Annotated in this window: 21 protein-coding genes; 6 read left to right on the top strand and 15 right to left on the bottom strand. The window is 62.9% G+C overall.

Going from position 1 to position 25,210, the window contains the following annotated elements:
• Positions 1-37: 37 nt before the first annotated feature.
• Positions 38-868, bottom strand: a complete 831-nt coding sequence (locus EN824_RS06730; RefSeq protein WP_135932000.1) for an alpha/beta hydrolase — start codon at positions 866-868, stop codon at positions 38-40.
• 310 nt (positions 869-1,178) lie between these two features.
• On the opposite strand from EN824_RS06730, the gene EN824_RS06725 reads away from it, so the two are divergent.
• Entirely contained in the window at positions 1,179-2,804 is a 1,626-nt protein-coding gene (locus tag EN824_RS06725) for an AMP-binding protein (protein WP_127279651.1), read from the top strand.
• Positions 2,801-3,637 carry a tryptophan 2,3-dioxygenase gene (gene kynA, locus EN824_RS06720; protein ID WP_127279652.1) on the top strand — a complete coding sequence of 279 codons (837 nt, stop codon included), beginning with the start codon at positions 2,801-2,803 and terminating at the stop codon, positions 3,635-3,637. The genes EN824_RS06725 and kynA overlap by 4 nt, the downstream gene beginning before the upstream one ends.
• 58 nt (positions 3,638-3,695) lie before the next feature.
• Here kynA and kynU read toward each other — a convergent pair whose 3' ends face one another.
• Genes kynU through EN824_RS06700 form a run of 4 tightly spaced genes read right to left on the bottom strand, consistent with a single transcriptional unit; the run spans position 3,696 to position 7,733 of the window.
• Positions 3,696-4,943 carry a kynureninase gene (kynU, locus tag EN824_RS06715; protein ID WP_127872563.1) on the bottom strand — a complete coding sequence of 416 codons (1,248 nt, stop codon included), beginning with the start codon at positions 4,941-4,943 and terminating at the stop codon, positions 3,696-3,698.
• Positions 4,944-4,977: 34 nt separating this feature from the next.
• A complete protein-coding gene (locus EN824_RS06710; protein WP_127279653.1) occupies positions 4,978-5,901 on the bottom strand; it encodes an ABC transporter permease in 924 nt (307 codons plus the stop codon).
• A 5-nt stretch (positions 5,902-5,906) separates the two neighbouring features.
• Entirely contained in the window at positions 5,907-6,686 is a 780-nt protein-coding gene (locus EN824_RS06705; RefSeq protein WP_127872482.1) for an ABC transporter ATP-binding protein, read from the bottom strand.
• Positions 6,687-6,746: 60 nt separating this feature from the next.
• Positions 6,747-7,733: an ABC transporter substrate-binding protein gene (locus EN824_RS06700; RefSeq protein WP_127280509.1), complete on the bottom strand. Its 987-nt coding sequence runs from the start codon at positions 7,731-7,733 to the stop codon at positions 6,747-6,749.
• Between the two features lie 153 nt (positions 7,734-7,886).
• On the opposite strand from EN824_RS06700, the gene EN824_RS06695 reads away from it, so the two are divergent.
• Complete coding sequence (locus EN824_RS06695) at positions 7,887-8,600, top strand: GntR family transcriptional regulator (protein ID WP_135931999.1); 714 nt, start codon at positions 7,887-7,889, stop codon at positions 8,598-8,600.
• Between the two features lie 470 nt (positions 8,601-9,070).
• Entirely contained in the window at positions 9,071-9,814 is a 744-nt protein-coding gene (gene lexA, locus EN824_RS06690) for a transcriptional repressor LexA (protein WP_127280511.1), read from the top strand.
• Here lexA and EN824_RS06685 read toward each other — a convergent pair.
• A complete protein-coding gene (locus EN824_RS06685) occupies positions 9,808-12,264 on the bottom strand; it encodes a ComEC/Rec2 family competence protein (protein ID WP_127872483.1) in 2,457 nt (818 codons plus the stop codon). The genes lexA and EN824_RS06685 overlap by 7 nt on opposite strands.
• A 103-nt stretch (positions 12,265-12,367) precedes the next feature.
• On the opposite strand from EN824_RS06685, the gene gltX reads away from it, so the two are divergent.
• Positions 12,368-13,792, top strand: a complete 1,425-nt coding sequence (gene gltX / locus EN824_RS06680; RefSeq protein WP_127279455.1) for a glutamate--tRNA ligase — start codon at positions 12,368-12,370, stop codon at positions 13,790-13,792.
• Between the two features lie 183 nt (positions 13,793-13,975).
• Positions 13,976-15,298, top strand: coding sequence for a citrate synthase (gene gltA, locus EN824_RS06675; RefSeq protein WP_015317794.1), 1,323 nt, complete (start codon positions 13,976-13,978; stop codon positions 15,296-15,298).
• A gap of 42 nt (positions 15,299-15,340) precedes the next feature.
• Here gltA and lpxB read toward each other — a convergent pair whose 3' ends face one another.
• The 9 genes from lpxB to EN824_RS06630 all read right to left on the bottom strand — a co-directional run bounded on the left by lpxB (position 15,341) and on the right by EN824_RS06630 (position 25,207).
• Positions 15,341-16,513, bottom strand: coding sequence for a lipid-A-disaccharide synthase (lpxB, locus tag EN824_RS06670; protein ID WP_135931998.1), 1,173 nt, complete (start codon positions 16,511-16,513; stop codon positions 15,341-15,343).
• Positions 16,503-17,405 carry a UDP-2,3-diacylglucosamine diphosphatase LpxI gene (gene lpxI, locus EN824_RS06665; RefSeq protein WP_245512046.1) on the bottom strand — a complete coding sequence of 301 codons (903 nt, stop codon included), beginning with the start codon at positions 17,403-17,405 and terminating at the stop codon, positions 16,503-16,505. The genes lpxB and lpxI overlap by 11 nt, the downstream gene beginning before the upstream one ends.
• The gene (gene lpxA, locus EN824_RS06660; protein WP_135864626.1) at positions 17,392-18,225 is read right to left on the bottom strand and encodes an acyl-ACP--UDP-N-acetylglucosamine O-acyltransferase; all 834 of its coding nucleotides are present in this window, start codon (positions 18,223-18,225) and stop codon (positions 17,392-17,394) included. The genes lpxI and lpxA overlap by 14 nt, the downstream gene beginning before the upstream one ends.
• Before the next feature lie 13 nt (positions 18,226-18,238).
• Entirely contained in the window at positions 18,239-18,706 is a 468-nt protein-coding gene (gene fabZ / locus EN824_RS06655; protein WP_015317790.1) for a 3-hydroxyacyl-ACP dehydratase FabZ, read from the bottom strand.
• Positions 18,699-19,754 carry a UDP-3-O-(3-hydroxymyristoyl)glucosamine N-acyltransferase gene (gene lpxD, locus EN824_RS06650; protein WP_135864624.1) on the bottom strand — a complete coding sequence of 352 codons (1,056 nt, stop codon included), beginning with the start codon at positions 19,752-19,754 and terminating at the stop codon, positions 18,699-18,701. The genes fabZ and lpxD overlap by 8 nt, the downstream gene beginning before the upstream one ends.
• Before the next feature lie 73 nt (positions 19,755-19,827).
• Positions 19,828-22,203, bottom strand: a complete 2,376-nt coding sequence (gene bamA / locus EN824_RS06645) for an outer membrane protein assembly factor BamA (RefSeq protein WP_127277855.1) — start codon at positions 22,201-22,203, stop codon at positions 19,828-19,830.
• Between the two features lie 217 nt (positions 22,204-22,420).
• Positions 22,421-23,563 (bottom strand): RIP metalloprotease RseP, encoded by a 1,143-nt coding sequence (rseP, locus tag EN824_RS06640; protein ID WP_127277854.1) that lies wholly within the window; start codon positions 23,561-23,563, stop codon positions 22,421-22,423.
• Between the two features lie 97 nt (positions 23,564-23,660).
• Positions 23,661-24,476, bottom strand: coding sequence for a phosphatidate cytidylyltransferase (locus EN824_RS06635; RefSeq protein WP_135864622.1), 816 nt, complete (start codon positions 24,474-24,476; stop codon positions 23,661-23,663).
• Positions 24,473-25,207: an isoprenyl transferase gene (locus tag EN824_RS06630; RefSeq protein ID WP_127277852.1), complete on the bottom strand. Its 735-nt coding sequence runs from the start codon at positions 25,205-25,207 to the stop codon at positions 24,473-24,475. The genes EN824_RS06635 and EN824_RS06630 overlap by 4 nt, the downstream gene beginning before the upstream one ends.
• Positions 25,208-25,210: the final 3 nt, after the last annotated feature.

Here is a 25,210-nt window from a genome sequence, read left to right as displayed (position 1 = left end):
TTACAAATAGCTGATAACAGGACAAAAATGATCTCGGCTATTCCGAGATCAAAGTCCGCGTCAAGGCGTGCGCTGGATCGACAAGGCCATCGACAACATCGTAATGATGCCGATCAGGTTCGACCACGGCATTGGTAATTGCGCCAAGTCCGGTCCAGATGTTGGCCAGCAACGCATTCTGGCGCAGGAATTCGGATCGCTCCCCACCGCCGGCCCAGCAGGTGACGCGGATACCATCCAGGGGGCGCAGCAGTGCCGGGCTTTCCGTCTGCGCCTCATGCTCATCGATTTTCAGCGTCGCGTTCATGTCCGTGCACATCAGCGGGCGCAAATCATGCAAGCCTGAAATCGAAACGACATGGCGTATACGCCGCGCGACATCGGCAGCCAAAGGCGTGGTCACCGTCACCATGCGGCTGGCGAGATGTCCACCGGCCGAATGTCCGGTCAGAATCAACGGCCCGTCGACCATTGCCGCGGCCCTGCTGATAGCCGTCCCGATTTCGGTGACGATGCCGGCGATGCGTATGTCGGGGCACTGCGTGTAGGACGGCATCGCCACGGCAAAACCGCTGTCGACCGCGCCGCCGGCGAGGTGCGACCACAAGCTCTTGTCGGTCTCCATCCAATAGCCCCCATGGATGAACACCACTAGGCCCCTCGGCGCGGCCTTGGGCAGAAAGAGGTCGAAGCGGTTGCGCGGACGATCGCCATAGGCAATGTCGATACGTGCCCGGCCCTGTGCCGATAGCGCATCGCGGAACGCCTGCGCGGGTTCCGCCCATGCGGCCGGCCAACGGTCACTGCCGGCGATATTGGCGCCGTTGGCGTAGGCATTGTCCCAGTCGGCAATGCGATGGTCTGGCATCGGCACCCTCCCCCGAAGCGGCATCGTTTCTGCACTAGCAATGGCCGCCGCCATGTCATGCGTCAATGCTCCGGCAAAAACATTTTAGGCTTGAAACAAATTTCGACTGGTGCGATCCTGCCTGCGGAACAGTCGACAATGGGAGGTCCGCTGTGCTGTCCGAATCTGCCAATCGTCACCTTTCCGGCGACATGGTCGACAAGGTGTAGCCGGCTGCACGAAGCCTTCCGCGAAAGATGGGAATTCAGATCCACCGCCTCCGGCCAGGTGCCCCCACGCTGGCCGGGCAGCAGACAGGGACAGCGGCGACATGCTTGGGCCTTCAGCGCATACCGACACGTTCACGCGCGATCATCTGCCGCCGCCCGAACAATGGCCCGACTTCCTGCTCGACGGCTTCGACTACCCCGAACATCTCAACGCCGGTGTCGAATTGACCGACCGGCTGGTCGAGAAGGGTCTCGGCGACCACACCGCCCTGATCGGCAATGGCCGCCGCCGCACCTACAAGGAACTGTCCGACTGGACGAACCGGCTCGCCCACGCGCTGGTCGAGAATTATGGCGTCAAGCCGGGCAACCGGGTGTTGATCCGCTCCGCCAATAACCCAGCCATGGTCGCCTGTTGGCTGGCCGCCACCAAGGTCGGCGCCGTCGTCGTCAACACCATGCCGATGCTGCGTGCCGGCGAACTCACAAAGATCGTCGACAAGGCCGAGATCACGATCGCGCTCTGCGACACCAGGCTGATGGACGAGATGACCGCCTGCGCCAAGGACAGCGCGTTCCTGAAGCAGGTGATCGGCTTCGACGGCACCGCCAACCATGATGCCGAGCTCGACCGCGCCGCCCTCGACAAGCCCGTCACCTTCACCGCCGTCAGCACCGGCCGCGACGATGTCGCCCTGCTCGGCTTCACCTCGGGCACGACGGGCGTGCCGAAGGCGACGATGCATTTCCACCGCGACCTGCTGATCATCGCCGATGCCTACGCCCGCGAAGTCCTGCAGGTGACGCCGGACGACATCTTCGTCGGCTCGCCGCCGCTCGCCTTCACCTTCGGTCTTGGCGGGTTGGCCATCTTTCCCCTGCGCTTCGGCGCGGCGGCGACCCTGCTGGAACAGGCGACGCCACCCAACATGATCCACATTATCGAGAGCTACAAAGCCACCATTTCCTTCACCGCGCCGACCGCCTACCGCGCCATGCTGAAGGCCATGGATGAGGGTGCCGACCTGTCATCGCTGCGTGTTGCCGTTTCCGCCGGCGAGACCTTGCCGGCTCCGGTCTTCGAAGAGTGGACACGAAAGACCGGCAAGCCGATCCTCGATGGCATCGGCGCCACGGAAATGCTGCACATCTTCGTCTCCAACCGCTTTGACGACAGGAAGCCCGCTTCGACCGGCAAGCCGGTCGGCGGCTACGAGGCGCGCATCGTCGACAACGACATGCGCGAAGTGCCGCGTGGCGAGACCGGACGGCTGGCGGTGCGCGGGCCAACCGGCTGCCGCTACATGGCCGATGACCGGCAGAAGGACTATGTGCGCGACGGCTGGAATCTCACCGGCGACACCTTCACGCAGGACGAGGACGGCTTCTTTCACTTTGCCGCGCGTTCCGACGACATGATTGTCAGCGCCGGCTACAACATCGCCGGACCCGAGGTCGAGGCGGCGCTGCTTTCGCATCCCGATGTCGCCGAATGCGCTGTCATCGGCGCCGAGGATGGCGAGCGCGGCCAGATCGTCGAGGCGCATGTCGTGCTGGTGCGAGGCGTGGCGCCGGACGCGATGACCGTCAAGCGCCTGCAGGACCACGTCAAGGCAACCATCGCGCCCTACAAATACCCGCGATCGGTCAAATTCATCGCCGCGCTGCCCAAGACCCAGACCGGCAAGATCCAGCGCTTCCGCCTGCGCACGGAGAAAATCAATTGAGCGAACCCTACGATCCGGCGTCCGAAGGCGCACAGATGTCGTTCAAAGAACGCATGTCCTACAGCGACTATCTGCACCTGGAGAAAGTACTCGACGCGCAGGCGCCGCTGTCGTCGGCGCATGACGAGATGCTGTTCATCATCCAGCACCAGACATCGGAACTCTGGATGAAGCTCGCCCTGCACGAGATTGGCGCCGCGATCCGCTCGATCCGTGCCGACCGGCTGGAGCCGAGCTTCAAGATGCTGTCGCGCGTCGCCCGCATTTTCGAGCAGCTGAACAACGCCTGGGACGTGCTGCGCACGATGACTCCAAGCGAATATACCGAATTCCGGGACGCGCTCGGCCAGTCCTCGGGTTTCCAGTCCTGGCAGTATCGCGCCATCGAATTCATGGCCGGCAATCGCAACCTCGCCATGCTTGGGCCGCACAAGCACCGGACGGACCTCACGGGCAGGCTGGAGGCAATCCTGACCGAGCCGTCGCTCTACGATGAAGCGCTGCTGCTTCTGGCACGCAACGGATTCGACATCGGCGCCGATGCCAGGCGCACGGACTGGCGAGAGACGCGCAGCGAGAACGAAGAGGTCCTCGTCGCCTGGCAGACCATCTACCGCGATCCGCAGCGCTACTGGATGTTCTATGAACTGGCCGAGAAACTGGTCGACTTCGAGGACTACTTCCGCCGATGGCGCTTCAACCACGTCACCACGGTCGAGCGCATCATCGGCCTGAAGCGCGGCACCGGCGGCACATCCGGTGCCTCCTACCTCAAGAAGATGCTCGAGGTCGTCCTGTTTCCGGAACTCTGGAACGTCCGTACCCGGCTCTGAGCTCCTTGGTGCGGACTGGAAAGCGGCGCGGCACTTTTCCTGGAATTGCGCCGACGCTTCAGGTCACCGCGGTCTTGACCGCGAAGCGCGCGTCCTTCCACGCGCCGGTGCGCAGGATATCTTCCAACACCCCGACCGCCTGCCATACATCGGCGTAACCGACATAGAGCGGCGTGAAGCCGAAGCGGATCGTCGATGGCGCACGGAAATCGCCGATCACGCCGCGCTCGATCAGCGCCCGCATCACCTGGTAACCGTTGGGGTGGAGGAACGAAACCTGGCTGCCGCGCTGCTTGCCATCGCGCGGGCTTTCCAGCTCCAGGCCGTAAGCGCCGCATCTGGTCTCGACGAGTTGGATGAACAGGTCGGTGAGCGCGATGCTCTTGTTGCGCACTGTCGCCATGTCGACATCGTCCCAGATATCCAGCGCCCCCTTGAGCGCCCGCATCGACAAGACCGGTTGCGTGCCGCACAGGAAGCGACGGATGCCGCTGCCGGCCGCATAACCCTGCTCGAAGGCGAAGGGCCGCGCGTGGCCCCACCAACCGCTGAGCGGCTGCTGGACTTTGTCGTGATGACGCGTGGCGGCGTAGATAAAGGCTGGCGCGCCCGGACCACCATTGAGATATTTGTAAGTGCAGCCGATGGCGAAATCCGCATTGGCGCTGTCGAGTTCGACCGGCAAGGCGCCGGCGGAATGGCAGAGATCCCAGACGATCAGCGCGCCGACCTGATGGGCCTTGCATGTCAGTGCCGCCATGTCGCGCAGCTGGCCGGATTTGTAATTGACATGGTTGACCAGGATGACGGCGACACGCTCGTCGATCAGTTCCTCAATGGTCGGCGCGTCGACGCCCTCGAGCCGCAAGACAGTGCCGGGTCGCGTCGAGGCCACGCCTTCGGCCATATAGAGATCGGTCGGAAAGCTGTCGCCTTCGGCGACGATGACCGACCGGTCCGGCCGCATGCCGAGTGCGGCATGCAGCACCTTGTAGATATTGATCGAGGTCGTATCGCACACCACGGTCTGGCCGGGCGCGGCGCCGATCAGCCGTCCGAGCTGGTCGCCAAGTGCCAGCGGCATGTCGAACCAGCCGGCAGTATTCCAGGCGCGGATGAGATCCTGCGCCCACTCCTGGGTGGCAGCCTTCTGCAGCTCGTTGAAGACGGCGGGTGCCGCGGCCCCAAGCGAATTGCCGTCGAGATAGATGACGCCTTCCGGCAAAATGAACCGGTCGCGCATGGCGCGCAGCGGGTCCGCCGCATCCATGGCCTCGACGGCTGCGAAATCGAGCGGTGCACGCATCATTTGTGACATTCCCTGGTTATTCATGCCCTGGTTATTCACGGATCGCTTCGCGTGCCGGCGCGGACCCGCGGCTACGCTTGAGGCTGGGCAAGGCAAGCATGGCGAGCACGAACAGACCCGTGGCAAGCTTCAGGTCGGGCGGCGGCATGCCGGCGGCAAGGCAGAACGACACCAGCTGGTAGTAGATGATCGCGCCGGCGAAGGGCGCCAGCAGCTGGCGCCAGACCGTCTGCTTGCCGACGACGGCCTCGCCGATCATCAGCGCGGCAAGGCCGTTGATGAGGATCCCCAATCCCATATTGACGTCGGCAAATCCCTGCGACTGCACCATCAGCGCGCCGCTTGAAGCCGAAAAAGCGCTCGCCAACCCGACACCGCCTATGGTCGCGGCCCAGACATTGATGCCTTGCGCCTCGGCCATGTCGGGATTGGCGCCCACGGCACGCACGGCCGTCCCCTTCTCGGTCCTGAAGAACATGTGGAGCAGCATGAAGGCGATCAGCGCGAGAAGGCCGGCGACGACGATCTTGCTGGCGGGAAAACCCGGCCGCGCGAACGGCACCCAGTCGAACACCGTCGGCGAGCCGAAGACCGAGAGATTGGACTTGCCCATGATGCGAAGGTTGATGCTGTAGAGCATCGTCATCATCAGGATGCCCGCCAGAAGCGTGTGGATGCGGAAGCGCAGATGGATGAAGGCGGTGCAGCAGCCCGCCGCGAAGCCGGCAACGAGGGCGGCGGCGATGCCGACCAACGGCGATGCGCCGGCGGCAAGGAGGACGCCGCAGATGCAGCCGCCCAGCGGAAAGGCGCCCTCGCTGGTGAGATCGGGAAAATTCAGCATGCGAAACGGAATCATGATCCCGAGCACGACAAAGGCCAGGATCAGGCTTTGCGCCAGCGTGACCGGCATGATCGCGACGAAGCTGGCGAGAACGTCCTGAATGAAGCCCATGATGATCAGCTCGCCAGCAACATGCGGTCGGTCTTGACTGAGAAATGGCCGATCAGATCGATAACCGTGATCCTCGCCTTCTCTTCGCCTGTGACCTCCAGGAGGACGCGGCCGGCGTCGAGCATGATCACCCGGTTGCCGTAGTCGACGGCATGCTGCATGTTGTGGGTCACCATCAAAGTCGTCAGCTTCAGCGCGCTGACGGCGCGCACCGTTGCCTGCATGACGATCTCGGCCGTGCGCGGGTCGAGCGCCGCGGTATGCTCGTCGAGCAGCAGCAAGTCGGGCGATCCGCCGACCGCCATGATCAGCGACAGGGACTGCCGCTGCCCACCCGAAAGCAGGTCGACGCGGGTGTCCATGCGGTTTTCAAGGCCGAGGCCCAGTATCGACAGGCGTTCCTTGTAGGACGCGAGCCGGGTGGCGTTCAGCCCCTGGCGCAAGGTGCGCTTGCTGCTGCGCAAATCAGCCAGCAGCATGTTTTCCGCGACCGTCATGCTGGCGGCGGTGCCGCGCATCGGATCCTGGAAGACGCGGGCCAGCTTCGCGGCGCGCTTGTGCACCGGCATATCAGTCACATCGGCGCCATTGATCAGGATCTGGCCGGAATCGAGGATCAGAGCGCCGGAAATGGCGTTGAGCATGCTGCTCTTGCCCGCCCCGTTGGAGCCGATGACGATGCCGAACTCGCCAGTCGCCAATGACAGGCTGAGGCCGTCCAGCGCGATCTTCTCGTCGGCCTGGCCCCTGTAGAATACTTTGCGCGCGGATCGGATCTCGAGCATCGTTCCTCCCTGACATGAAAAGTGACGGCGCCCGCGCCGTCACCTTCATGCAGCCTGATGTCAGTCGACGATGCAGCCGCAATCTGCCATCGAGGCCGGTATCTCGATGCCGAACGCGGCCATCGCCTTGCGGGAAATCGTTGCCATGTGATCCTTGTAGGCCGGGCGCGACGGCGCGATCGTCTTGGGATCCTTGCCCTTGAGTATCTCTGCGGCGATGTCGCCGGCGTTGATGCCAACCTGCGTGTAATTGACCGCGAAGCTCGCCGGCACAGTGCCGTTGCGGACCGCGCTGTCATCGGAGTTGACGACCGGGATACCGGCCTGGCGGGCGGCGGCGGAGACAGCGGCGATCGCCGGCTGGATCAGGTTCGAGGCCGGGCCGTAGATGACGTCGGCCTTGCCGGCGAGCGAAGCGATACGTTGCTGGATGTCATTGACGTTGTCGATGCCGACCTCCACCACCTCGAAGCCAGCGGCGGGCGCCGCCGCCTTGATCTTTTCGACCAAGGCAACGTCATTGGCCTCGCCCGGATTGTAAGGCACGCCGAAGCGCTTGGCGTTCGGCAGCAGCTTCTTGGTGAAGGCCATCACCGCGGCGACGTCCTGCAGATCGCTGGCGCCGGTCATGCCTTCGTCACCTGAATCCCACGACGGCACCAGCTTGGCCGCCACTGGATCGGTGACCGCGGCAAAGACGATTGGAATGCCGGAACCGGCGAGCGCCTTCTTGGCGATCTGCGAGACCGGCGTGGTGATGGTGTAGATCAGCTTGGGCTGCTCCGCCTGCAGCTTGGCGATCATCTGCGGCACCAGCGATGCATCGAAATTGGTATGGCTTTCCGTATAGACGACGTCCTTGCCCTCGACGAAGCCATTGTCCGTCAGCGCCTTCTTGAAGCCGGCTATGGCGGCATTGAGCTGGGGGTGCTCGCCGAAATTGGCAATGCCGATGCGTATCTGGTCGGCGGCGGCACTGCCGGCGCTCACCATCAACGCGCTAGCCATGAACAAACCCGACAACCAAGCGGATTTCGACTTCAACATCATTTCCTCCCAGATTTGATCAGCGCCGCTTGCAGCGCGGCTACTGCAAACGATCATGGTCAGTCCGCCGGCTTGTGTCAAACATTATATATAATTCTTGCCATGCCCCTACATCATATATAATTTTCCCTGCCAGACGACGGATGGACCGCGATGCAGGATCAAACGAGCTCCACAAAGACGGAGGCAGCCTATCAGCTGTTGCGGCGCGATATCCTGACCACGCGCCTCATGCCCGGCGCCCCGCTCAAACTGAGTGCACTGCGCGGCACCTATGGAGTCGGCTGGACGCCATTGCGCGAAGCCTTGTCGCGGCTCGAGGCCGAACGCCTGGTCACCGCCATCAGCAATCGCGGTTTTACCGTGGCTCGGGTGTCGCGGGCCGAACTGGAGGACCTGGCGCGCGCCAGGATGGTGGTCGAGATCCCCCTGTTCCTCGAATCGATGGAGAAAGGCGGCAAGGAATGGGAAGATGCCGTGGTCACCGCCCACTACCGGCTCTCCCGTTGCAAAACCGCGGTCGACGATCCCTCGGATGCGGCGGTCGACAAATGGGACGAGAATCACGAGGCTTTCCATGCGGCGCTGCTGAGCGCCGCCACATGCGATTGGCTGTTGCGTTTCCGCTCGACGATCTCGGATCAATTGCGCCGGCATCATCGCTTTCTTGGTCTGGCGCCGACATTGCGGGCCGCGGCCGGCCTCAAGGATGGCTACGAAGAGGCGATGGAGGCGCTGCGCGAAGCGATTGCGATCGAACACCATACCGCGATCATGGAAGCGGCACTCGATCGTGACGTCGAGCGGGCCAAGGCGCTTATGGTGGCCCATATCGGCTACACCCTGCACGTCTATGTCCACAGCTAAGACAGCGGCCCGACCAAATACGCCGCCCGCGCCGGCAGCTTGAAAGCTGGTTCGGGATGACTCCGGCGCTTCCGCGACACCTATTCGCACGCGTTGGTCGGAGTGGGGCCGGACGCCTGGGTCCATCGCTGCCCCGAAGCTGCCAGTCGTTGGCGTTTTGGTTTCGTTTCGTTCCGCGAATAACGGACCGATAAATTATACAATCCGCCCGGGGAAAGCCTTCCGAACGGCTGACGCCAAACTCGGGAGCGGATGGGCCACAGGCCATTAACCATAACGATTTCAATGGGCCTGCCGATGGCGGAAAAGGTCGGCTTCTGCCCGCCGTAGCGGACAAAAAACATCCGCAGCCTTAACAAATTCATTAAACTTTAAACGGTTGCGGAACACAACTGGAACAGATAGTGTTTGTTCTGGGTTTGTTTTTTCGATTCTGGTTCAGACCTTCGTTCAATGCCTTGGGGGCCGCCATGCTGACACGCAAGCAACATGAACTGCTGATGTTCATCCACGAACGGCTCAAGGAAAGCGGGATACCGCCCTCCTTCGACGAGATGAAGGAAGCGCTCGATCTTGCCTCCAAATCCGGGATTCATCGCCTGATCACGGCGCTGGAGGAACGCGGCTTCATTCGCCGGCTACCCAATCGGGCGCGCGCGCTGGAGGTGCTGCGGCTGCCGGATTCGATCGCGCCCGGCCTGAACGCGGCAAAGAAATTTTCGCCCAGCGTCATCCAGGGCAGCCTTGGTCAAAACAATCTTGGCCGCCAGCTCAAGCCGGCGACGGCGCCTTCGCGTCTGCCCGCGGCCGGCAATGACGACGATGTGGTTTCAGCCGTGTCCATCCCGGTCATGGGCCGTATCGCCGCCGGTGTGCCGATCGATGCCATCCAGCATCAGACGCATTCGATCTCGGTGCCGCCGGATATGATCATGGGCGGCGAGCACTATGCGCTGGAGGTCAAGGGTGACTCGATGATCGAGGCTGGTATCTTCGACGGCGACACGGTCATCATCCGCAATGCGAACACGGCAAGTCCGGGCGAAATCATCGTGGCGCTGGTCGACGAGGAGGAAGCGACGCTGAAGCGGTTCCGCCGTAAAGGCGCCTCGATCGCGCTCGAAGCCGCCAATCCAGCCTACGAAACGCGTATTTTCGGGCCGGACAGAGTCAAGGTACAAGGCAAGCTGGTCGGGCTGATCAGGCGCTACTGAGCCGGTTTGCCATCGGACTTGTCTGGCTTTTTATAGGGCGGCAGCCCCCTCGCCTCGCGTGAGAATTTTCGCTGCTCGTGCCAGGGCCGGTATGGTCCGTCGACAGCGAATTCGATCACAGCCGGGGTTGTGGCCGACTGGGGATCGAAGAAGACGGCAGCACTTCCCTTGCGGGCGAGCTGCCGTTTCGTGACGACGACAACCAGCGGATTGTGGCAGGCGTCATAGGCGGTCGCGTCATTGACGACGATCAGGTCGGCGAAGGCGCAGGCTTTCCAGGTGTTCTTGCGATCCTCGACATAGGCGACGATCGCGCCGGAAGGGTGCCTGGCAAGGCAAAGGCCTTCGCGGCAATAGAACGGCGATCCCTGCGGCAGGTCGGTGGGAGCGGCAATATCGAATTGCCCGTCCGCCTTGTCGAACATTTCCGGTTTGACGATTGTTTCGGAGACCAGAGCGCGTTTCCAGTTGTCGGCCGCGAATTCGTTCGGACGTTCCCGGTTGACGGCCAGTTCGCCATTGCCGATCGGCAGTGCGACCAGCCGTGCGTCTTCCGAGATCAGCACGTCGGGCGTGCGTATGTCCGACACAGTCAACAGACCGGCAAGTGCGAATGGCAGTGCCGCGAGCCGCAGCCAGGTCGTCGCCATCGTCGCGATGACCAGCGCGACGGCCACCAGCAGCACGGATTGCTGCGAGATCAGACCTACCCCATCGATTGGCGAGCGCTCCGATATCCATGACGATACGGCGATCATCGCTGTCAGGCCTTTGCCCATCACGTAGAGAAACGGGCCGTCGGCGCCGAAGGGCATCGCCAGCGAACTGAGGACCGCAAAAGGCATGACGACCACCGACACGATCGGCATGACGGCCAGATTGGCGAACAGGCTGAGCGGCGATACGCGCTGGAAATGCCAGATGGCAAACAGCGCCGTCGCGCTGCCGGCAATGATGGAGGTCATGGCCAATCCACCTGTCGCCAGCAGGAATTTTCGCGTCAGGAACCCGGGTAGTGACCGCTTTGGCGACGGTGGCCTCGTCTTACCAGCGCGGTGGTCCGCCCAGCCGGCATAGGCGCCAACAAGGGCCGCGGTTGCCGCGAACGACATCTGGAAGCTCGGGCCGACGACCTCGTGCGGGGAAACCAGGATAACGGCGATCGCCGAGATGGCCAGGTTGCGCATGGTGAGCGCCGCGCGATCGAACAAGACGGCAATCAGCATCACCGCCAGCATGATGAAGCTGCGTTCGGCCGCAACGACGACACCGGAAATGACGAGATAGGCGGCGATCGAGAAAAGTGCGGCGGCGGCCGCATATTTCTTCACCGGCCGGCGCGCGGAAAAGTCTGGAAACAGCGCGAAGGCACCGCGCAACAGACCCATGATGGTGCCGGCGACCAGCGCCATATGCAGTCCCGAAATGGAAATGATGTGATAGATGCCGGTACGCCGCATCGCTTCGTTGATTTCATCGGGAATGCCGGCGCGCACGCCGACGATCAGCGCCGCCGCGATCTCGCCTTCGGCGCCGCCGATGCTGCCCCTGATGTGGTCGGCGATGGCTTCGCGGGCGTTTTCGATGCTTGAAAAAAGACGGGCTGGCAGCGACATCTCACCATCGTCGGTAGCGACAACCGTTGGATTGCCGAGAAAGAAGCCGCTGCCGCCGATGCCTGCGAAATAGCTGTCGAAGGAGAAGTCGTAGCTGTCCGGCCGCACCGGACCGGTCGGCGGCAGCAGTTTGGCGTAGCCTGTGATAAGCGAGCCAGCGGTCATTTCCGGCGGTATCTTGCGTGCCGAAAGCCGGACCCTTTCCGGCGCATAGCGCAATTTCGGCCGGGCGGTCGAAATCACGTCCATGGTCAACCGGATACGGCCGCTCTCCATCTCCTCGAGCGAGACCACGCGGCCGGTCAATTGAGTCGAGATTTCCGAACCCAGCATCCGGGTTCCTGCTCGCCATGTTTCGACCTTCGCCGCGAGCAGGCCCAGCGCGCACAACAGCACTGCCATGAAACACAGATGGGTTTTCGGCCAGGAACGCGAGACGAATGCACAGGTCGCCGCCAGCACCATGACCGCGACAGGCTTTGCAAAATCGGGCTCGGTCGCCAGCGAAAAGTAGCCGATCGCCCCAACCGCCAGGCAGACCGGCACCAGCAGGAAGGCGATGCCCCGGTCAAGTTCCAGCTCCGCCGCCTTGGCCAAGCCGTGGCGCAGGCGAAGCAAGGATATCCGGCCGATTTGCCGGCGCGCGCGCACGATCCTGCGTGCGGCAGGAGACGGAGTTGGCGCCGGCAAGCCCGCTTGCAACGGCTGGGTTGCGGGCGCAGCCACGAGCGGCGATGGCAGCGGGATCGCCGGAGGCGTCGCAAACAAGGACCGTTCGCTGACGCCGACAATGGCGCCCTCGCCCCGATCCGAGCCCCGGCCTCGTCCAGTCATCGGGTCTGCCCCTTGCGCCCTCGACACCCTATGCTACATGAACGCGCGAAGCGCGAAAGTCCGCGCCCTCCGCACCCAGCTTCAGACGTTTTCCGAGAGTTCCATGTCCGACAAGGTCATCACCCGTTTTGCCCCCTCGCCGACCGGCTATCTGCACATCGGCGGCGCGCGCACGGCACTGTTCAACTGGCTCTATGCCAAGCATACCGGCGGTACGATGCTGCTGCGCATCGAGGACACCGATCGGGAGCGTTCGACCGATGCGGCCACATCAGCCATTCTCGACGGCCTGACCTGGCTCGGCCTGTCATGGGACGGCGATGCGGTTTCCCAATTCGAGCGGGCGCCGCGCCATCGTGAGGTGGCCGAGGAACTGGTGCGGCTGGGCAAGGCCTATTACAGCTACGAGACTTCAGCCGAGCTCGAGGCGATGCGCGAGGCAGCACGCGCCAAGGGCCTGCCGCCACGCTATAACGGCCACTGGCGTGAGCGCGATCCGTCGGAGGCACCCGCCGGCGTCAGGGGCGCCATCCGCATCAAGGCACCGACCGAGGGCGAGACGGTGGTGCAGGATCGGGTCCAGGGCGAGGTGCGCTTCCCCAACAAGGATCTCGACGACTTCATCATCCTGCGCTCGGACGGCAACCCGACCTATATGCACGCCGTCGTCGTCGACGACCACGACATGGGCGTCACCCACATCATCCGTGGCGATGATCACCTGACCAACGCCGCCCGCCAGACCGTGATCTACAACGCCATGGGCTGGGACGTGCCTTCGATGTCGCATATCCCGCTGATCCATGGCGCCGACGGCGCCAAACTGTCGAAGCGCCACGGCGCGCTTGGTGTCGAGGCCTATCGCGCCATGGGCTATCTGCCGGAGGCCCTGCTCAATTACTTGGCGCGTCTCGGCTGGAGCCATGGCGACGACGAGATCATGTCGATCAAGGACATGATCTCGTGGTTCGACATCGGCGACGTCAACAAGGGCGCGGCGCGCTTCGATTTCGCTAAGCTCGAGGCGTTGAACGGCGTCCATATGCGCCGCATGGCCGATTCCGAATTGTTCGACATTTTCATCGCCACCTTGCCTTATCTGGAGGGCGGCCCGGCGATGGCGGCGCGCCTCGACGAGAAGAACAAGGCGCAGTTGCTGGCAGCCCTTCCGGGCCTGAAGGAGCGCGCCAAGACGCTGGTCGAGCTCGTCGACGGCGCTGCCTTCCTGTTTGCCGCGCGGCCGCTGCCGATCGACGACAAGGCGGCGCTCCTGCTCAATGACGATGCCCGCAAGATCCTGCGCGGCGCTCACGAAGCTTTGAAGTCGCTGTCGGGTGAGTGGACGGCGGCCACGGCTGAGGCCGCCATCCGCGAGTACGCCCTGACTGGCGGCCATAAGCTTGGTGCCGTGGCCCAGCCGTTGCGTGCTGCCTTGACCGGCAAAAGCACTTCACCGGGCGTATTCGACGTGCTGGCCGTGCTGGGGCGTGAGGAAAGCCTGGCCCGCATAGCGGATCAAATCGATTAGCAGCAAACTGGCCCAAGAAGATTGGCATTGAAAGGCGCGTTTCGCAGTGCAACATTATGTCTTGGCCCAATCTGGCACGCACCTCCTAGAATGCGGTGGCGAAGACGCGCATTGCGGTGATTTCGACGTGTCGCTCTGCGGAATTTGCCTTTGCCGGCATGAGGAAACAAGAAGGAGTTTGCAATGACCGAAGCTGCGAAAAAACTGGATGTGGGCGGCCAAGAGGCCACGGCAACGCTCGAATTCGCCGGCAAGACCCACGAATTCAAGGTGCGAAGCGGCTCGGTCGGACCTGACGTCATCGACATCGCCTCGCTCTACAGCACCACCGGCGCTTTCACCTATGACCCCGGCTTCACCTCGACGGCAAGCTGCGAGTCGGAAATCACCTTCATCGATGGTGATGCCGGCATCCTCCTGCACCGCGGCTACCCGATCGACCAATTGGCCGAACATGGCGATTTCCTCGAAGTCTGCTATCTCCTGCTCTACGGCGAACTGCCCACCAAGGCGCAGAAGGACGATTTCGATTACCGCGTGACGCGCCACACCATGGTGCACGAGCAGATGTCGCGCTTCTTTACCGGCTTCCGCCGCGACGCGCACCCGATGGCGGTGATGTGCGGCGTGGTTGGCGCGCTGTCGGCCTTCTATCACGACTCGACCGACATCTCCGACCCGTACCAGCGCATGGTTGCGTCCATGCGCCTGATCGCCAAAATGCCGACGATCGCGGCCATGGCCTACAAGTACCACATCGGCCAGCCCTTCATTTACCCGAAGAACGATCTCGGTTTCGCGGCAAACTTCCTGCATATGTGCTTTGCCGTGCCGTGCGAGGAATACAAGATCAACCCGGTGCTGGCGCGCGCCATGGAGCGCATCTTCATCCTGCACGCCGACCACGAGCAGAACGCTTCGACCTCGACCGTTCGTCTCGCCGGCTCTTCGGGCGCCAACCCCTTCGCCTGCATTGCCGCCGGGATCGCTTGCTTGTGGGGCCCGGCCCATGGCGGCGCCAACGAAGCGGCGCTCAACATGCTGGGCGAGATCGGCCATGTCGATCATATCCCGGAATTCATCGCCCGTGCCAAGGACAAGAACGATCCGTTCCGGTTGATGGGCTTTGGCCACCGCGTCTACAAGAACTACGATCCGCGTGCCAAGATCATGCAGAAGACGGCGCATGAGGTCCTGGGCGAGCTCGGCATCAAGGATGATCCGCTGCTCGACATCGCGATGGAGCTGGAAAAGATCGCGCTGACCGATCCCTATTTCATCGAGAAGAAGCTCTATCCGAACGTCGACTTCTACTCCGGCATCACGCTGAAGGCGCTGGGCTTCCCCACCACCATGTTCACCGTGCTGTTCGCGGTCGCCCGCACGGTCGGTTGGATCGCGCAGTGGAAGGAAATGATCGAGGATCCGCGCCAGAAGATCGGTCGCCCGCGCCAGCTCTACACCGGCGCGCCGGAGCGCGACTACGTACCGATTGCGAAGAGATGAGGCAATAGGGATTGGGCTGTAGGGAATAGGCCTGCCCACTGCCTACTGATTGCTCTTGATGCACCCCATCACCACCTCCGCAGCGATATCGCCGGAGGGCCTGTCGGTCGCCATCCGCCTTGCCACTTCCGCAAAGCCGTCCTTCTGCCAGGCTCGGTAGCCGGTGTCTGAAAACAGCGCCTCGAGCTGCCGCGCCAGATAGCGCGGCCGCACATATTGGTTGTAGTGCTCCGGCACCACGATCTGGTCGGCAATCAGATTGGGCAGGGCCGCACTCCACACCGTGACCAGCCCCTGGGCCATGCGCATCACCGGATCGAGCCGGTAGCACGAGATCATCGGCACGCCGGACAGCGCCAGTTCCAACGACACTGTTCCCGAGGCGATCAGTGCCGCATCGGCTTTGCCGAAGGCCTGCCATTTGCGCTCAGGCTCAAGGATGATCTCAGGCTTTTCATCCCAGCGAGCGACCGATGTTTTGATCAGGTCAGCGACATGCGGCACCGTCGGCAACAGCAGGCGCAAGCGATGTCCGCGCGCCCGCAATGCCGAGACCGTCTCACCAAACGGACCAATAAGCCGGCTCGCTTCGCCGCGCCGCGATCCCGGCAGGACGAGCAGCGTCTTGACACGATCGCCCGAGAGATCGCGCGGCTGGCCTTGCGCCTTGGCCGCGCCAAGTACGCCGGGATCATGCGTCAGGCGATGTCCGACATAGGTGCCGGACGGGCCACCGAGGCGGCTGAGTTCCTTCACTTCGAAAGGCAGGATGCACAGTATGTGGTCGACGTAGGGCTTCATCGCCGCCGCCCTGCCCGGCCGCCACGCCCAGACGCTCGGGCAGACATAGTGGACGATCGGGATGTTCGGATCGGCGGCTCGAACCTTTTTGGCGACGCGCAGCGAAAAGTCAGGGCTGTCGATGGTGATGAGGCAGTCGGGCTTTTCAGCGGCGACGGCACTTGCCGTCTGGCTGATCCGCCGCATCAGGCGCGGCAGGTCGCGCAGGATGGCGCTGAGCCCCATCAGTGCGATCTCTGATCCGTCGAACAGCGGCGCCAGCCCAAGCGCCCGCAGATGCCGCCCGCCAATGCCGACGAGGCGCACCTCGCGCCCGGTCATGCGTTTCAGGGCCTGGACGATGTCGGCGCCAAGCAGGTCGCCGGATTCTTCGCCGGCGACGATCGCGATCTTCAGCGGCTTCTCAGCTGCCATGGGCAGGCCCCGCGGCCGGCAGGCCGATCACGAACAGACCGAGCGCATTGGCGCGCGCAACGACAGTCGGCCCTTCGAGGATCAACGAGCGGCCGGCTTCGACGGCAATGCCGGCAAGGCCGGCTTCATGCGCCGCCTCGACCGTTTGCGGGCCGATAGAGGGAAGATCGGCGCGCAGTTCCTGGCCGGGCTTGGCGCATTTAACCAGGACGCCGCGCGTTTTGCCGGCGAGCCTGCCATGGCCACGCAGTTGCTGCGTCCGCTCGAGCAGACCGCCGGTGCCCTCGATGCCTTCCAGGGCAATGACGCGACCGCCGATCGCAATAGCGGCCTGGCCGATGTCGAGCGCGCCGATGGCCTTTGCCGCCGCATGCGCCGCCTCGATGTCGCGCCAGTCCGACTTTCGCGGCACTGCCTTGGTCAGCGGCCCCTCAGTCGCGACAAGTTTCGGCACGACTTCGTGCGCGCCGACGACCTTGATGCCGCGCGCCTCCAGGCCTCGGGTCAATATCTTCAACAGGCCGTCATCGCCGCGCGCAAGCGCCATGGCGGCGGAGGATATCACAGCCAGCAGGCCGAAGCTCGGGCGCATGTCGATCAGACGCGGCCTGCGCCTGATCTCGCCGGCAAGCACGAGATGGCTGATCCGCCGGCGCCTCAGCAAGGCAGCCAGCGAGCCGATGTCTTCCAGGGCAAGGCTTTCATGCTCATAGACCGTGAGCTCGGACTGACGGTCGGCCTGGCCTTCGACCAAGATGATGACGGGCGGATGTCCGCCCTCCGCCAGCCCTTCGGCGACTTCGACCGGCAGGCTGCCGCCGCCGGCAATGATGCCGACCCTGGCGCCCGGCGCGAGAACGAAGCCTGCCGAGCTGGCCTCAGCCTTCGTCATCGGTGACGTCGCCATCGCCGCCCTTTAGCGATGGCACCGCATAGTGCCGCTTGCCGCGACTGGTGATGAAATCGATGATCTTCATTGCAGTTGGTGACGAGGCGAACTCGGCCTTGGCGAACTCGATATTCTCACCGACGGTGCGGGAGCGGTCGAAGATCGTCTTGTAGGCCTTGCGCAGCAGATAGATTTCGGAACGCGGCAAACCGGCGCGCTTGAGGCCGATGATGTTCAAGCCGCGCAAGCTGGCGCGGTTGCCGACCGCGATGGCATAGGGAATGACATCACCAACAAAAGCCGAGCACCCGCCAAGAAAGGCGTTGTCGCCAACGCGCACAAATTGATGGACGGCGCTGAGGCCGCCAATATAGACGTTGTCACCGATTTCGCAGTGTCCGCCCAGCGTCGCGCCGTTGGCGAAGGTGGCGTTCTTGCCGACGGCGCAATCATGGGCGATATGGGCGTAGGCAAGGAAATTGCCATTGTCGCCCACCGTCGTTTCGCCGCGGCTGGTGTCGGTGCCGACATGCATGGTCACGCCTTCGCGGATGGTGCAGTTGGCGCCGATGACGAGTGTGGTGCGGCCGCCCTTGTGCTTGGTATTCTGCGGCGGCGCGCCCAGGATCGCCATCGGATAGACCTTGGTCGACGCCCCGATAGTGGTAGCGCCCATCACCGAGACATGGCTGACCAGTTCGACACCGTCGCCGATCACGGCATCGGCGCTGACATGGCAGAACGGCCCAATGCGTACCCCCTGGCCGATCTGGGCGCCTTCTTCGACGACGGAGGAAGGATGGATTGACGTCTTGATTTTCATAGGCACTCGATCGTCAGTCGCCGGTGACCATCATGGCTGAAATCTCGGCCTCGGCCGCCTTGGTACCTTCGACCAGGGCTTCGCAGGCGAATTTGAGCAGGTTGCCGCGCTTCTTGATTTTCTTGACATGGATCTTCAACTGGTCGCCGGGAACGACCGGTTTGCGGAATTTTGCGTTGTCGATGGTCAGGAAATAGACCAGCGACGGTTTCGACGCCCCGAGGCTGCGAATGCAGATGGCGCCGGCCGTCTGCGCCATGGCCTCGACGATGAGCACGCCCGGCATCACCGGCTGCTCCGGGAAATGCCCCTGAAAATGCGGCTCGTTTATGGTCACGTTCTTGATGCCGATAGCGGAGTCGTCACCATCGATGTCCACGATGCGGTCGATCATGAGGAAGGGGTAACGGTGCGGCAGGAGCTTCATCAGCCCCAATATGTCAACCGCTTCCAGCGTTGTCGCCGCCACCATGTCAGCCATTGTCCTTGCCCTGCTTGCGTGCTCTGGCCATCGTGCGCAACATGGCTATCTCTCGCATGGCTTCCGCCATCGGCTGTGCCGGATAGCCACCCCATATCTCGCCGGCGGGAACATTGCTCATAAATCCACTTCTGGCGGCAAGCTTGGCACCTGTACCAATCGTCAGATGATCCGCAAGCCCGACGCCGCCGCCCATAGTGACATTGTCACCCACCACCACGGAACCGGAAATACCCGAAAGCCCGGCCACTATGCAATTGCGACCGATGCGGACGTTATGGGCGATCTGCACGAGATTGTCGATCTTTGTGCCTTGCCCAATGATCGTATCGGACATCGCGCCGCGATCGACTGTGGAATTGGAGCCGATCTCGACATCATCCTGGATGACGACGCGTCCGATTTGCGGGACCCGTTCCGGGCCCTTGGCGCCGCCGACAAAGCCAAAGCCGTCCTGGCCGATCCTGGCCCCACCATGGATGATGACCCGATTGCCGATCAGTGCGTACTGGATGCTGGCGCCCGGGCCGACATATCCGTCACGGCCGATCTGGCAGGACTGTCCGATGACGGCGTTCGGCGCAATGACGGTGCCGCTGCCGATCGAGACGCCAGGCCCGACGACGGCGCCGGCCTCGATGACGACGCCGGCTTCGACATGCGCGGTCGGGTCGACATGGGCATGCGGCGAAACGCCGGTTTCGCCAGTCATCGGCCCCGGCGTGGCGGCTGTCGGGAACAGCAGGCGCCCAACCAGCGCGAAAGCCTGTTGCGGCCGCGGATGGATCAGGACGGCGATGCCGGGAGGCGCCTTGTTCGCGAATTCCGCCGGACACAGCACCGCAGCCGCCCGCAGCGACGGCATCAGCGCGGAATTACGCCTGCCATCGACGAAGACGAGCGCGTTGGCGCCGCCTTCACTGGCTGGCGCCAACGCTTCGATCGAAACGTCGGATTGGCCCGAATCGACAAGCACCGAGCCAGTCAGATTCGCGACTTCGGCCGCCGTATACCGGCGTGATGGCGCGAAGAACACCGGATCGGTCATTCCAGAAGCTATATCCAGCTAGGTCGGAACATTTCTCCCGGATCCAAAACCCGGGAGCATCGTTGGCCGCCGATCAGAAGCGGGTCGATATGCCGAAGTTGAATTCCTGCACGTCGTCGCTCGCCTCTTTCCTGACCGGGATCGCATAGTCGATACGGATCGGGCCGAAGGGCGAGGCCCACATCAGGCCGAGACCGACCGAGGCGCGCAACTTCATGCCGGTAGAATCTTGATCGACCAGCCCAGTCGCAAGCTTGCTGCCATAGAGCGTCGCCGCATCGGCGAACACCGCGCCACGCAAGCCGAAGCTCTCCGGAACAACCGGCAGCGGGAACTGGGCTTCGGCCGAAGCGTTGAAGTAGGTCGTGCCACCCAGGTGGTCACCGCTGGTGTCGCTGGCAACCGGGCCGATACCACCATAGGCAAAGCCGCGGATCATGCGGTCGTTGCTCTGGAAGTGATCGAAGATGCGCAGGTCGCCGTTGCCATATCCCTCGACATGACCGGCCCCGCCCGAAAGGAGCCCGACAAGGTCAAGCTGTTCGGACAGCGTCTGATAGATGCTGCCCCGTCCGGTGATCTTCACGAATTTGGCATCGCCACCGAGACCCGCGACCTCCACGGTCGTGTTGGCGTAGATCCCCTCATGCGGGTTCTTCATGTCGTCGATCGTGTTGTAGACCAGCCCCAGGCTGACCGAAGACTTGATCCACGGACTCTGCTCGATGCCGTCCAGAATGGCCTGTGAGATGTTACAGCTGCCGTCGGGATCTCCGATGGAGGTAGGACCGCAACTATCGTCGACCTTATATTTCTCCTGCGAGATATTATACGCCAACTGGGTCGTGATGCTGTTGGTGATCGGCAGCCCGAAGCGGATCGTCGCGCCGGTGGTGTCGCTGTCGTAGTTGTTGTTGTATTCCCGCGTCGACCTGTAGATGTCGAAACCGGCAGCGATGCGCCGCCCGAGAAAATAAGGCTCGGTGAACGACAGGCTGTAGTCACGCGAGTTCTTGCCGCCGCCGGCCGACAGCTTGATGAACTGGCCACGGCCGAGGAAGTTGCGCTCGGTGATCGATCCTTCGACCGACGGTCCGGCCGCGTCGCCACCGGTCGAATAGCCGGCGCCGATCGAGAACTCACCGGTCGACTTCTCGACCACGTCGACGACCAGCACGACTTGGTCAGGGGCCGAGCCAGGCACGGTCGAAATGTCGACTTTGTCAAAATAATTCAGGTCTTCCAGGCGCTTCTTCGCGCGCTGGATGAGCACCTGGTTGAACGCGTCGCCTTCGCTGACATCGAATTCGCGGCGGATGACATAGTCACGCGTACGATCGTTGCCGCGGATCTCGATGCGCTCGACATAGGCCTTGGTGCCCTGGTCCACCGTGTAGACAACCGAGATCGTGTGGTTCTCGAAGTTGCGGTCGCCGCGCGGCGTCACCTGCGCGAAGGCATAGCCGGAACCGGCTACCTTTTCCGTCAACGCGATGATCGAGTCTTCGACATCCTTGGCGTTGTAGACATCACCCTTGCGGGTTTCGACCACCGATTCCAGCGACTTGGAGTCCACTTCCGGGATCGTGCTTTCGACGCTGATGTCGCCGAAATTATAGCGATCGCCTTCCTGGACGGTGATGGTGACCGTGTATTTGTTGGTCGCATTGTCGAGTTCGCCGACGGCGGACACGACCTGGAAATCGGCATAGCCGTGATTGTAGTAGAAACGGCGCAGCAATTCCTGGTCGGCGCGCAGCTTGTCTTCGTCATAGACGTCATCGCGCAGGATGAACGAGACCCAGGATGAACGCTTGGTGTTGATCACATCCGACAGGCGGCGGCTGGAATAGGCGCTGTTGCCGACGAAATTGATTGCCGCGATCTGCGTGCGATCGCCTTCGGTGACGTGGAAGACCACGTTCACGCGGTTGTCGCCGAGCTCCATGACCTGCGCGGTCACGCCGGCATCGTCACGGCCGATGCGCCTGTAAGCGGCCTTGACCGCCTCGACGTCCGAATCGAGCGTGGCCTGCGAGAACGTGCCGCGCGGCTTCAGCTGAACCGCTGCCTGAAGCGCGTTGTCCTTGAGCTTCTTGTTGCCCTGAAACAGCACCTGGTTGACGACCTTGTATTCCGAAACCTTGACCACCAGGGTCGAGCCGACCTGATTGATCTGGACATCCGAGAACAGGCCGGTGCCGAACAGCGCCTTGACCGCGGCGTCGACATCGGAGCTGGAGAAAGCCTTGCCCGGCTTGATGGTGATGTAATTGCGGATGGTATCGGCGTCGACACGCTGGTTGCCGCTCACCTCAACCCTGCTTACGACAGCGGCTTCGGCCGCCGATGTGGCAACGAACTGCACTGCGAACGCACCTGGTACGACCAGAGCGGCGGACAGTGCCGCCGCTGACGCGGCGTTTAGAAACTTGGATGCTGCCTTCATCGGGCTTAATAACCTTTTCTCGTAGTCCCCACGGCGAGAAAACCGGACGTGCGGTCATTTCCCCTACCGTATTAACCGGATTTTCCCTACACGCAAGGCTTCTGGTTAATTTGTATTTACTTAACCCTGTTGCGTGGCTTTCGCGTCACTCATATCCCCGTGCATGGTAAACGGCGTCTCAACATCGCCCATGCCCAGGCCAAATTCCTTCATGATTTCAGCACCCAAAGAGATCGTTCCAGAACACGAACCCCATGAAGCACAGCACCACAAGCAGACCAGCCCGATAGGCCATTTCCATCATCCGTTCCGACACTGGCCGGCGGATGACGGCCTCCACCCCGTAGAACAACAGATGGCCGCCGTCGAGGGGGGGAATCGGCAAAAGGTTTAGAATGCCTATCCCCACGGACAGCAGCGCGACAAGCTGCACCAGCCACTCGAAACCGAGTTTGGCAGCCTTGCCGGCCATGTCGGCGATCTTGACCGGGCCACCCAGCTGGCACTTGTCCTCGCGCCCGACCGCGAAGCGTTGCAGGAACTGTCCGGTGCGCTCGATGACGTGGCCCGTTTCCTCAACCGCCGCCGCGACCGCCCCAACGGGGGTGTAGGTGATGAGACGGGGTTGGCCGAGTTCCTTGTTGTTGACGACGCCGATCACCGCAACCTTGACCTTGTTGCCGAGCGCGTCCTCCTGCTCCATCAGCCGCGGCGACGCGGTCACCGTGACCTCCTTGCCGTTGCGCAGCATGACAAAGGTGATGGTGTCGCCGGCCCGGCCCGAAACCAGCCGCTGCACGTCTCCGAAAGTTTCGACCTTGCTGCCGTCGACGCTGACGAATCGGTCGCCAGGCAAAATGCCGGCCTTGGCCGCCGGGCTGTCGGCGGTAACCTCCGCCACCATGGGCTCCGCGACATAACGCCCATAGGAGGCAAACAGCACGGAAAAGACCACGATCGCCAGCAGGAAGTTGAACAGCGGCCCGGCCGCCACCGTTGCCGCGCGCTTCCAGATCGCCTGGGTGTGGAAGGCAACCTTGCGTTCCTCGTCGGTCAGCGTTTCGAGCTCTTCCGATGTCGGCTGGCTGGAGGTGGCGCTCATGTCGCCGACAAACTTGACGTAACCGCCGAGCGGTATGGCGCAAAGCTTCCAGCGCGTGCCATGCCTGTCGTTGAAGCCGATGAGCTCCGGACCGAAGCCGATCGAGAAGGCCTTGACCCCGATGCCGCACCAGCGGCCAACGAGGTAGTGGCCCATCTCGTGAACGAACACCACCACGGTGAGCACGAAGAGAAACGGCACGAGCGTGCCGAGAAAGAGGCCTTCGGTGCTGAAAATCGCGTGAAGAATCTCGTTCAACTCAGGCCCTCAAGTTCTTCCGCGGTCGCGGCGTGACTGTGACATCAATCCAGGCGAATCCAAGGCACGTCGGCGCCAGATCGTGGCATGACAGCATTCAAATGGGAAACAGCCCCTGTGCCGGATGGTCGGCACCCGCAGAAATCCAACCGATGACGTATAGGGCAAGAGCGGCCGCGACAAGCCCGTCGACGCGATCCATGATGCCGCCATGGCCAGGAATGAGCACGCCGGAATCCTTGCAACCGTGCCGCCGTTTGACCCAGGACTCGAACAGGTCGCCGGCTTGGGCGACAACTGACAGCACCAGCGCCACAAGGCCGAGCAACGCCAGGTTGCCGGCGCCAGCAATGGCTGCCAGCAGAAGTCCCGCGACGACGCCACCGACCGCCCCGCCGAACGCGCCGCTACGCGTCTTGCCTGGCGAAATCGACGGCGCCAGTTTAGGCCCGCCGACAGCGCGTCCGACAAAATAGGCAAAAATGTCGGTTGCCCAGACGACCGCGAACAGGAACAGAATGGCGACGAGGCCCGAATGGTCGCCATCGCGCAGCAGGGCAAGCGACAGGCCCGACGCGCAGGCATAGGCAAGGCCGCCAGCGTCCCACTGGCCGATTTTGCGAATTCCCGCGCTGGTCGCCGTTATCGCAACCAGAATCACGACCAGCGGCAGCAGCCACAATGCGGACAGGCCAGCGATCAAGGCGCCGACGAAAATGACCATCAGCGCTTCCGGCAGCAAACCAAGCCCGTCGGCCGCGGCGGGCCGCGACATACGTGTCCACTCATAAAAGATCATTGCCGACATGACCGCGCACAGCAGCCGGAAAGGCAGGCCGCCAAGCCAGGTCAGGCCAAGGGCGACAATGGCGAGCACGACCGCCGAAATCACACGCAGCTGAAGGTTGCTCATCCGGCGGCCGGTCGCGAAGCGACGTCTTGCGGGTCCAGTCCGCCGAAGCGGCGCTCGCGGCCGGCATATTCGCGCAAGGCCTCGGCGAGGTGCTCGCGATTGAAGTCCGGCCAGTAGCAGGGCAGGAAGACGAGTTCGCTGTAGGCAGCCTGCCACAAGAGGAAGTTGGACAGGCGAAGCTCGCCGCTGGTGCGGATGACCAGCTCCGGATCGGGAATGCCTTGCGTGTCGAGAGAGCCGGCAAAGCTTTCGGCGGTGATCGCCTCGCTATCGATTTCACCGCGCGCCACGGCCAGGGCAAGCTTGCGCGCGGTGCGGACGATCTCGTCGCGCCCGCCGTAATTGAAGGCGATCACCAGCGTCAGCGAGGTGTTGTTGATCGTCAGCGATTCGGCTTCCTCGAGCAGTCCCCTGATGTCCGCCTGCAGCCCTGCCCGGTCGCCGATGATCCTGACCCGCACGCCGCTCTGGTGTAGCTCGGCAAGGTCGCGACGGATGAACAGCTTCAACAGACCCATAAGGTCACTGACCTCGGACTTCGGCCGCGACCAGTTCTCCGACGAGAAAGCATAGACGGTCAGGAAGGAGATGCCGAGACCGGGGGCGGCGCGCACCGCCTTGCGCAGCGCCTCGACGCCAGCGCGATGACCCGCGAGCCTCGGCATGCCGCGCGCCTTGGCCCAGCGTCCATTTCCATCCATGATGATCGCGACATGCGCGGGCGTTGTCATGAT

The organism is Mesorhizobium sp. M8A.F.Ca.ET.181.01.1.1, assembly GCF_004792025.1.
Taxonomy (GTDB): Bacteria; Pseudomonadota; Alphaproteobacteria; order Rhizobiales; family Rhizobiaceae; genus Mesorhizobium.
This window is presented reverse-complemented; position numbering and strand designations above follow the sequence as displayed.

What these genes read in the sequence shown, in the direction of transcription:
- EN824_RS06730 (WP_135932000.1), bottom strand. Translation starts at nt 868, where the DNA reads ATGCCAGACCATCGCATTGCCGACTGGGACAATGCCTACGCCAACGGC.
- EN824_RS06725 (WP_127279651.1), top strand. Translation starts at nt 1,179, where the DNA reads ATGCTTGGGCCTTCAGCGCATACCGACACGTTCACGCGCGATCATCTG.
- kynU (WP_127872563.1), bottom strand. Translation starts at nt 4,943, where the DNA reads ATGCGTGCACCGCTCGATTTCGCAGCCGTCGAGGCCATGGATGCGGCG.
- EN824_RS06710 (WP_127279653.1), bottom strand. Translation starts at nt 5,901, where the DNA reads ATGGGCTTCATTCAGGACGTTCTCGCCAGCTTCGTCGCGATCATGCCG.
- EN824_RS06705 (WP_127872482.1), bottom strand. Translation starts at nt 6,686, where the DNA reads ATGCTCGAGATCCGATCCGCGCGCAAAGTATTCTACAGGGGCCAGGCC.
- EN824_RS06700 (WP_127280509.1), bottom strand. Translation starts at nt 7,733, where the DNA reads ATGTTGAAGTCGAAATCCGCTTGGTTGTCGGGTTTGTTCATGGCTAGC.
- EN824_RS06695 (WP_135931999.1), top strand. Translation starts at nt 7,887, where the DNA reads ATGCAGGATCAAACGAGCTCCACAAAGACGGAGGCAGCCTATCAGCTG.
- lexA (WP_127280511.1), top strand. Translation starts at nt 9,071, where the DNA reads ATGCTGACACGCAAGCAACATGAACTGCTGATGTTCATCCACGAACGG.
- EN824_RS06685 (WP_127872483.1), bottom strand. Translation starts at nt 12,264, where the DNA reads ATGACTGGACGAGGCCGGGGCTCGGATCGGGGCGAGGGCGCCATTGTC.
- gltX (WP_127279455.1), top strand. Translation starts at nt 12,368, where the DNA reads ATGTCCGACAAGGTCATCACCCGTTTTGCCCCCTCGCCGACCGGCTAT.
- gltA (WP_015317794.1), top strand. Translation starts at nt 13,976, where the DNA reads ATGACCGAAGCTGCGAAAAAACTGGATGTGGGCGGCCAAGAGGCCACG.
- lpxB (WP_135931998.1), bottom strand. Translation starts at nt 16,513, where the DNA reads ATGGCAGCTGAGAAGCCGCTGAAGATCGCGATCGTCGCCGGCGAAGAA.
- lpxI (WP_245512046.1), bottom strand. Translation starts at nt 17,405, where the DNA reads ATGACGAAGGCTGAGGCCAGCTCGGCAGGCTTCGTTCTCGCGCCGGGC.
- lpxA (WP_135864626.1), bottom strand. Translation starts at nt 18,225, where the DNA reads ATGAAAATCAAGACGTCAATCCATCCTTCCTCCGTCGTCGAAGAAGGC.
- fabZ (WP_015317790.1), bottom strand. Translation starts at nt 18,706, where the DNA reads ATGGCTGACATGGTGGCGGCGACAACGCTGGAAGCGGTTGACATATTG.
- lpxD (WP_135864624.1), bottom strand. Translation starts at nt 19,754, where the DNA reads ATGACCGATCCGGTGTTCTTCGCGCCATCACGCCGGTATACGGCGGCC.
- bamA (WP_127277855.1), bottom strand. Translation starts at nt 22,203, where the DNA reads ATGAAGGCAGCATCCAAGTTTCTAAACGCCGCGTCAGCGGCGGCACTG.
- EN824_RS06635 (WP_135864622.1), bottom strand. Translation starts at nt 24,476, where the DNA reads ATGAGCAACCTTCAGCTGCGTGTGATTTCGGCGGTCGTGCTCGCCATT.
- EN824_RS06630 (WP_127277852.1), bottom strand. Translation starts at nt 25,207, where the DNA reads ATGACAACGCCCGCGCATGTCGCGATCATCATGGATGGAAATGGACGC.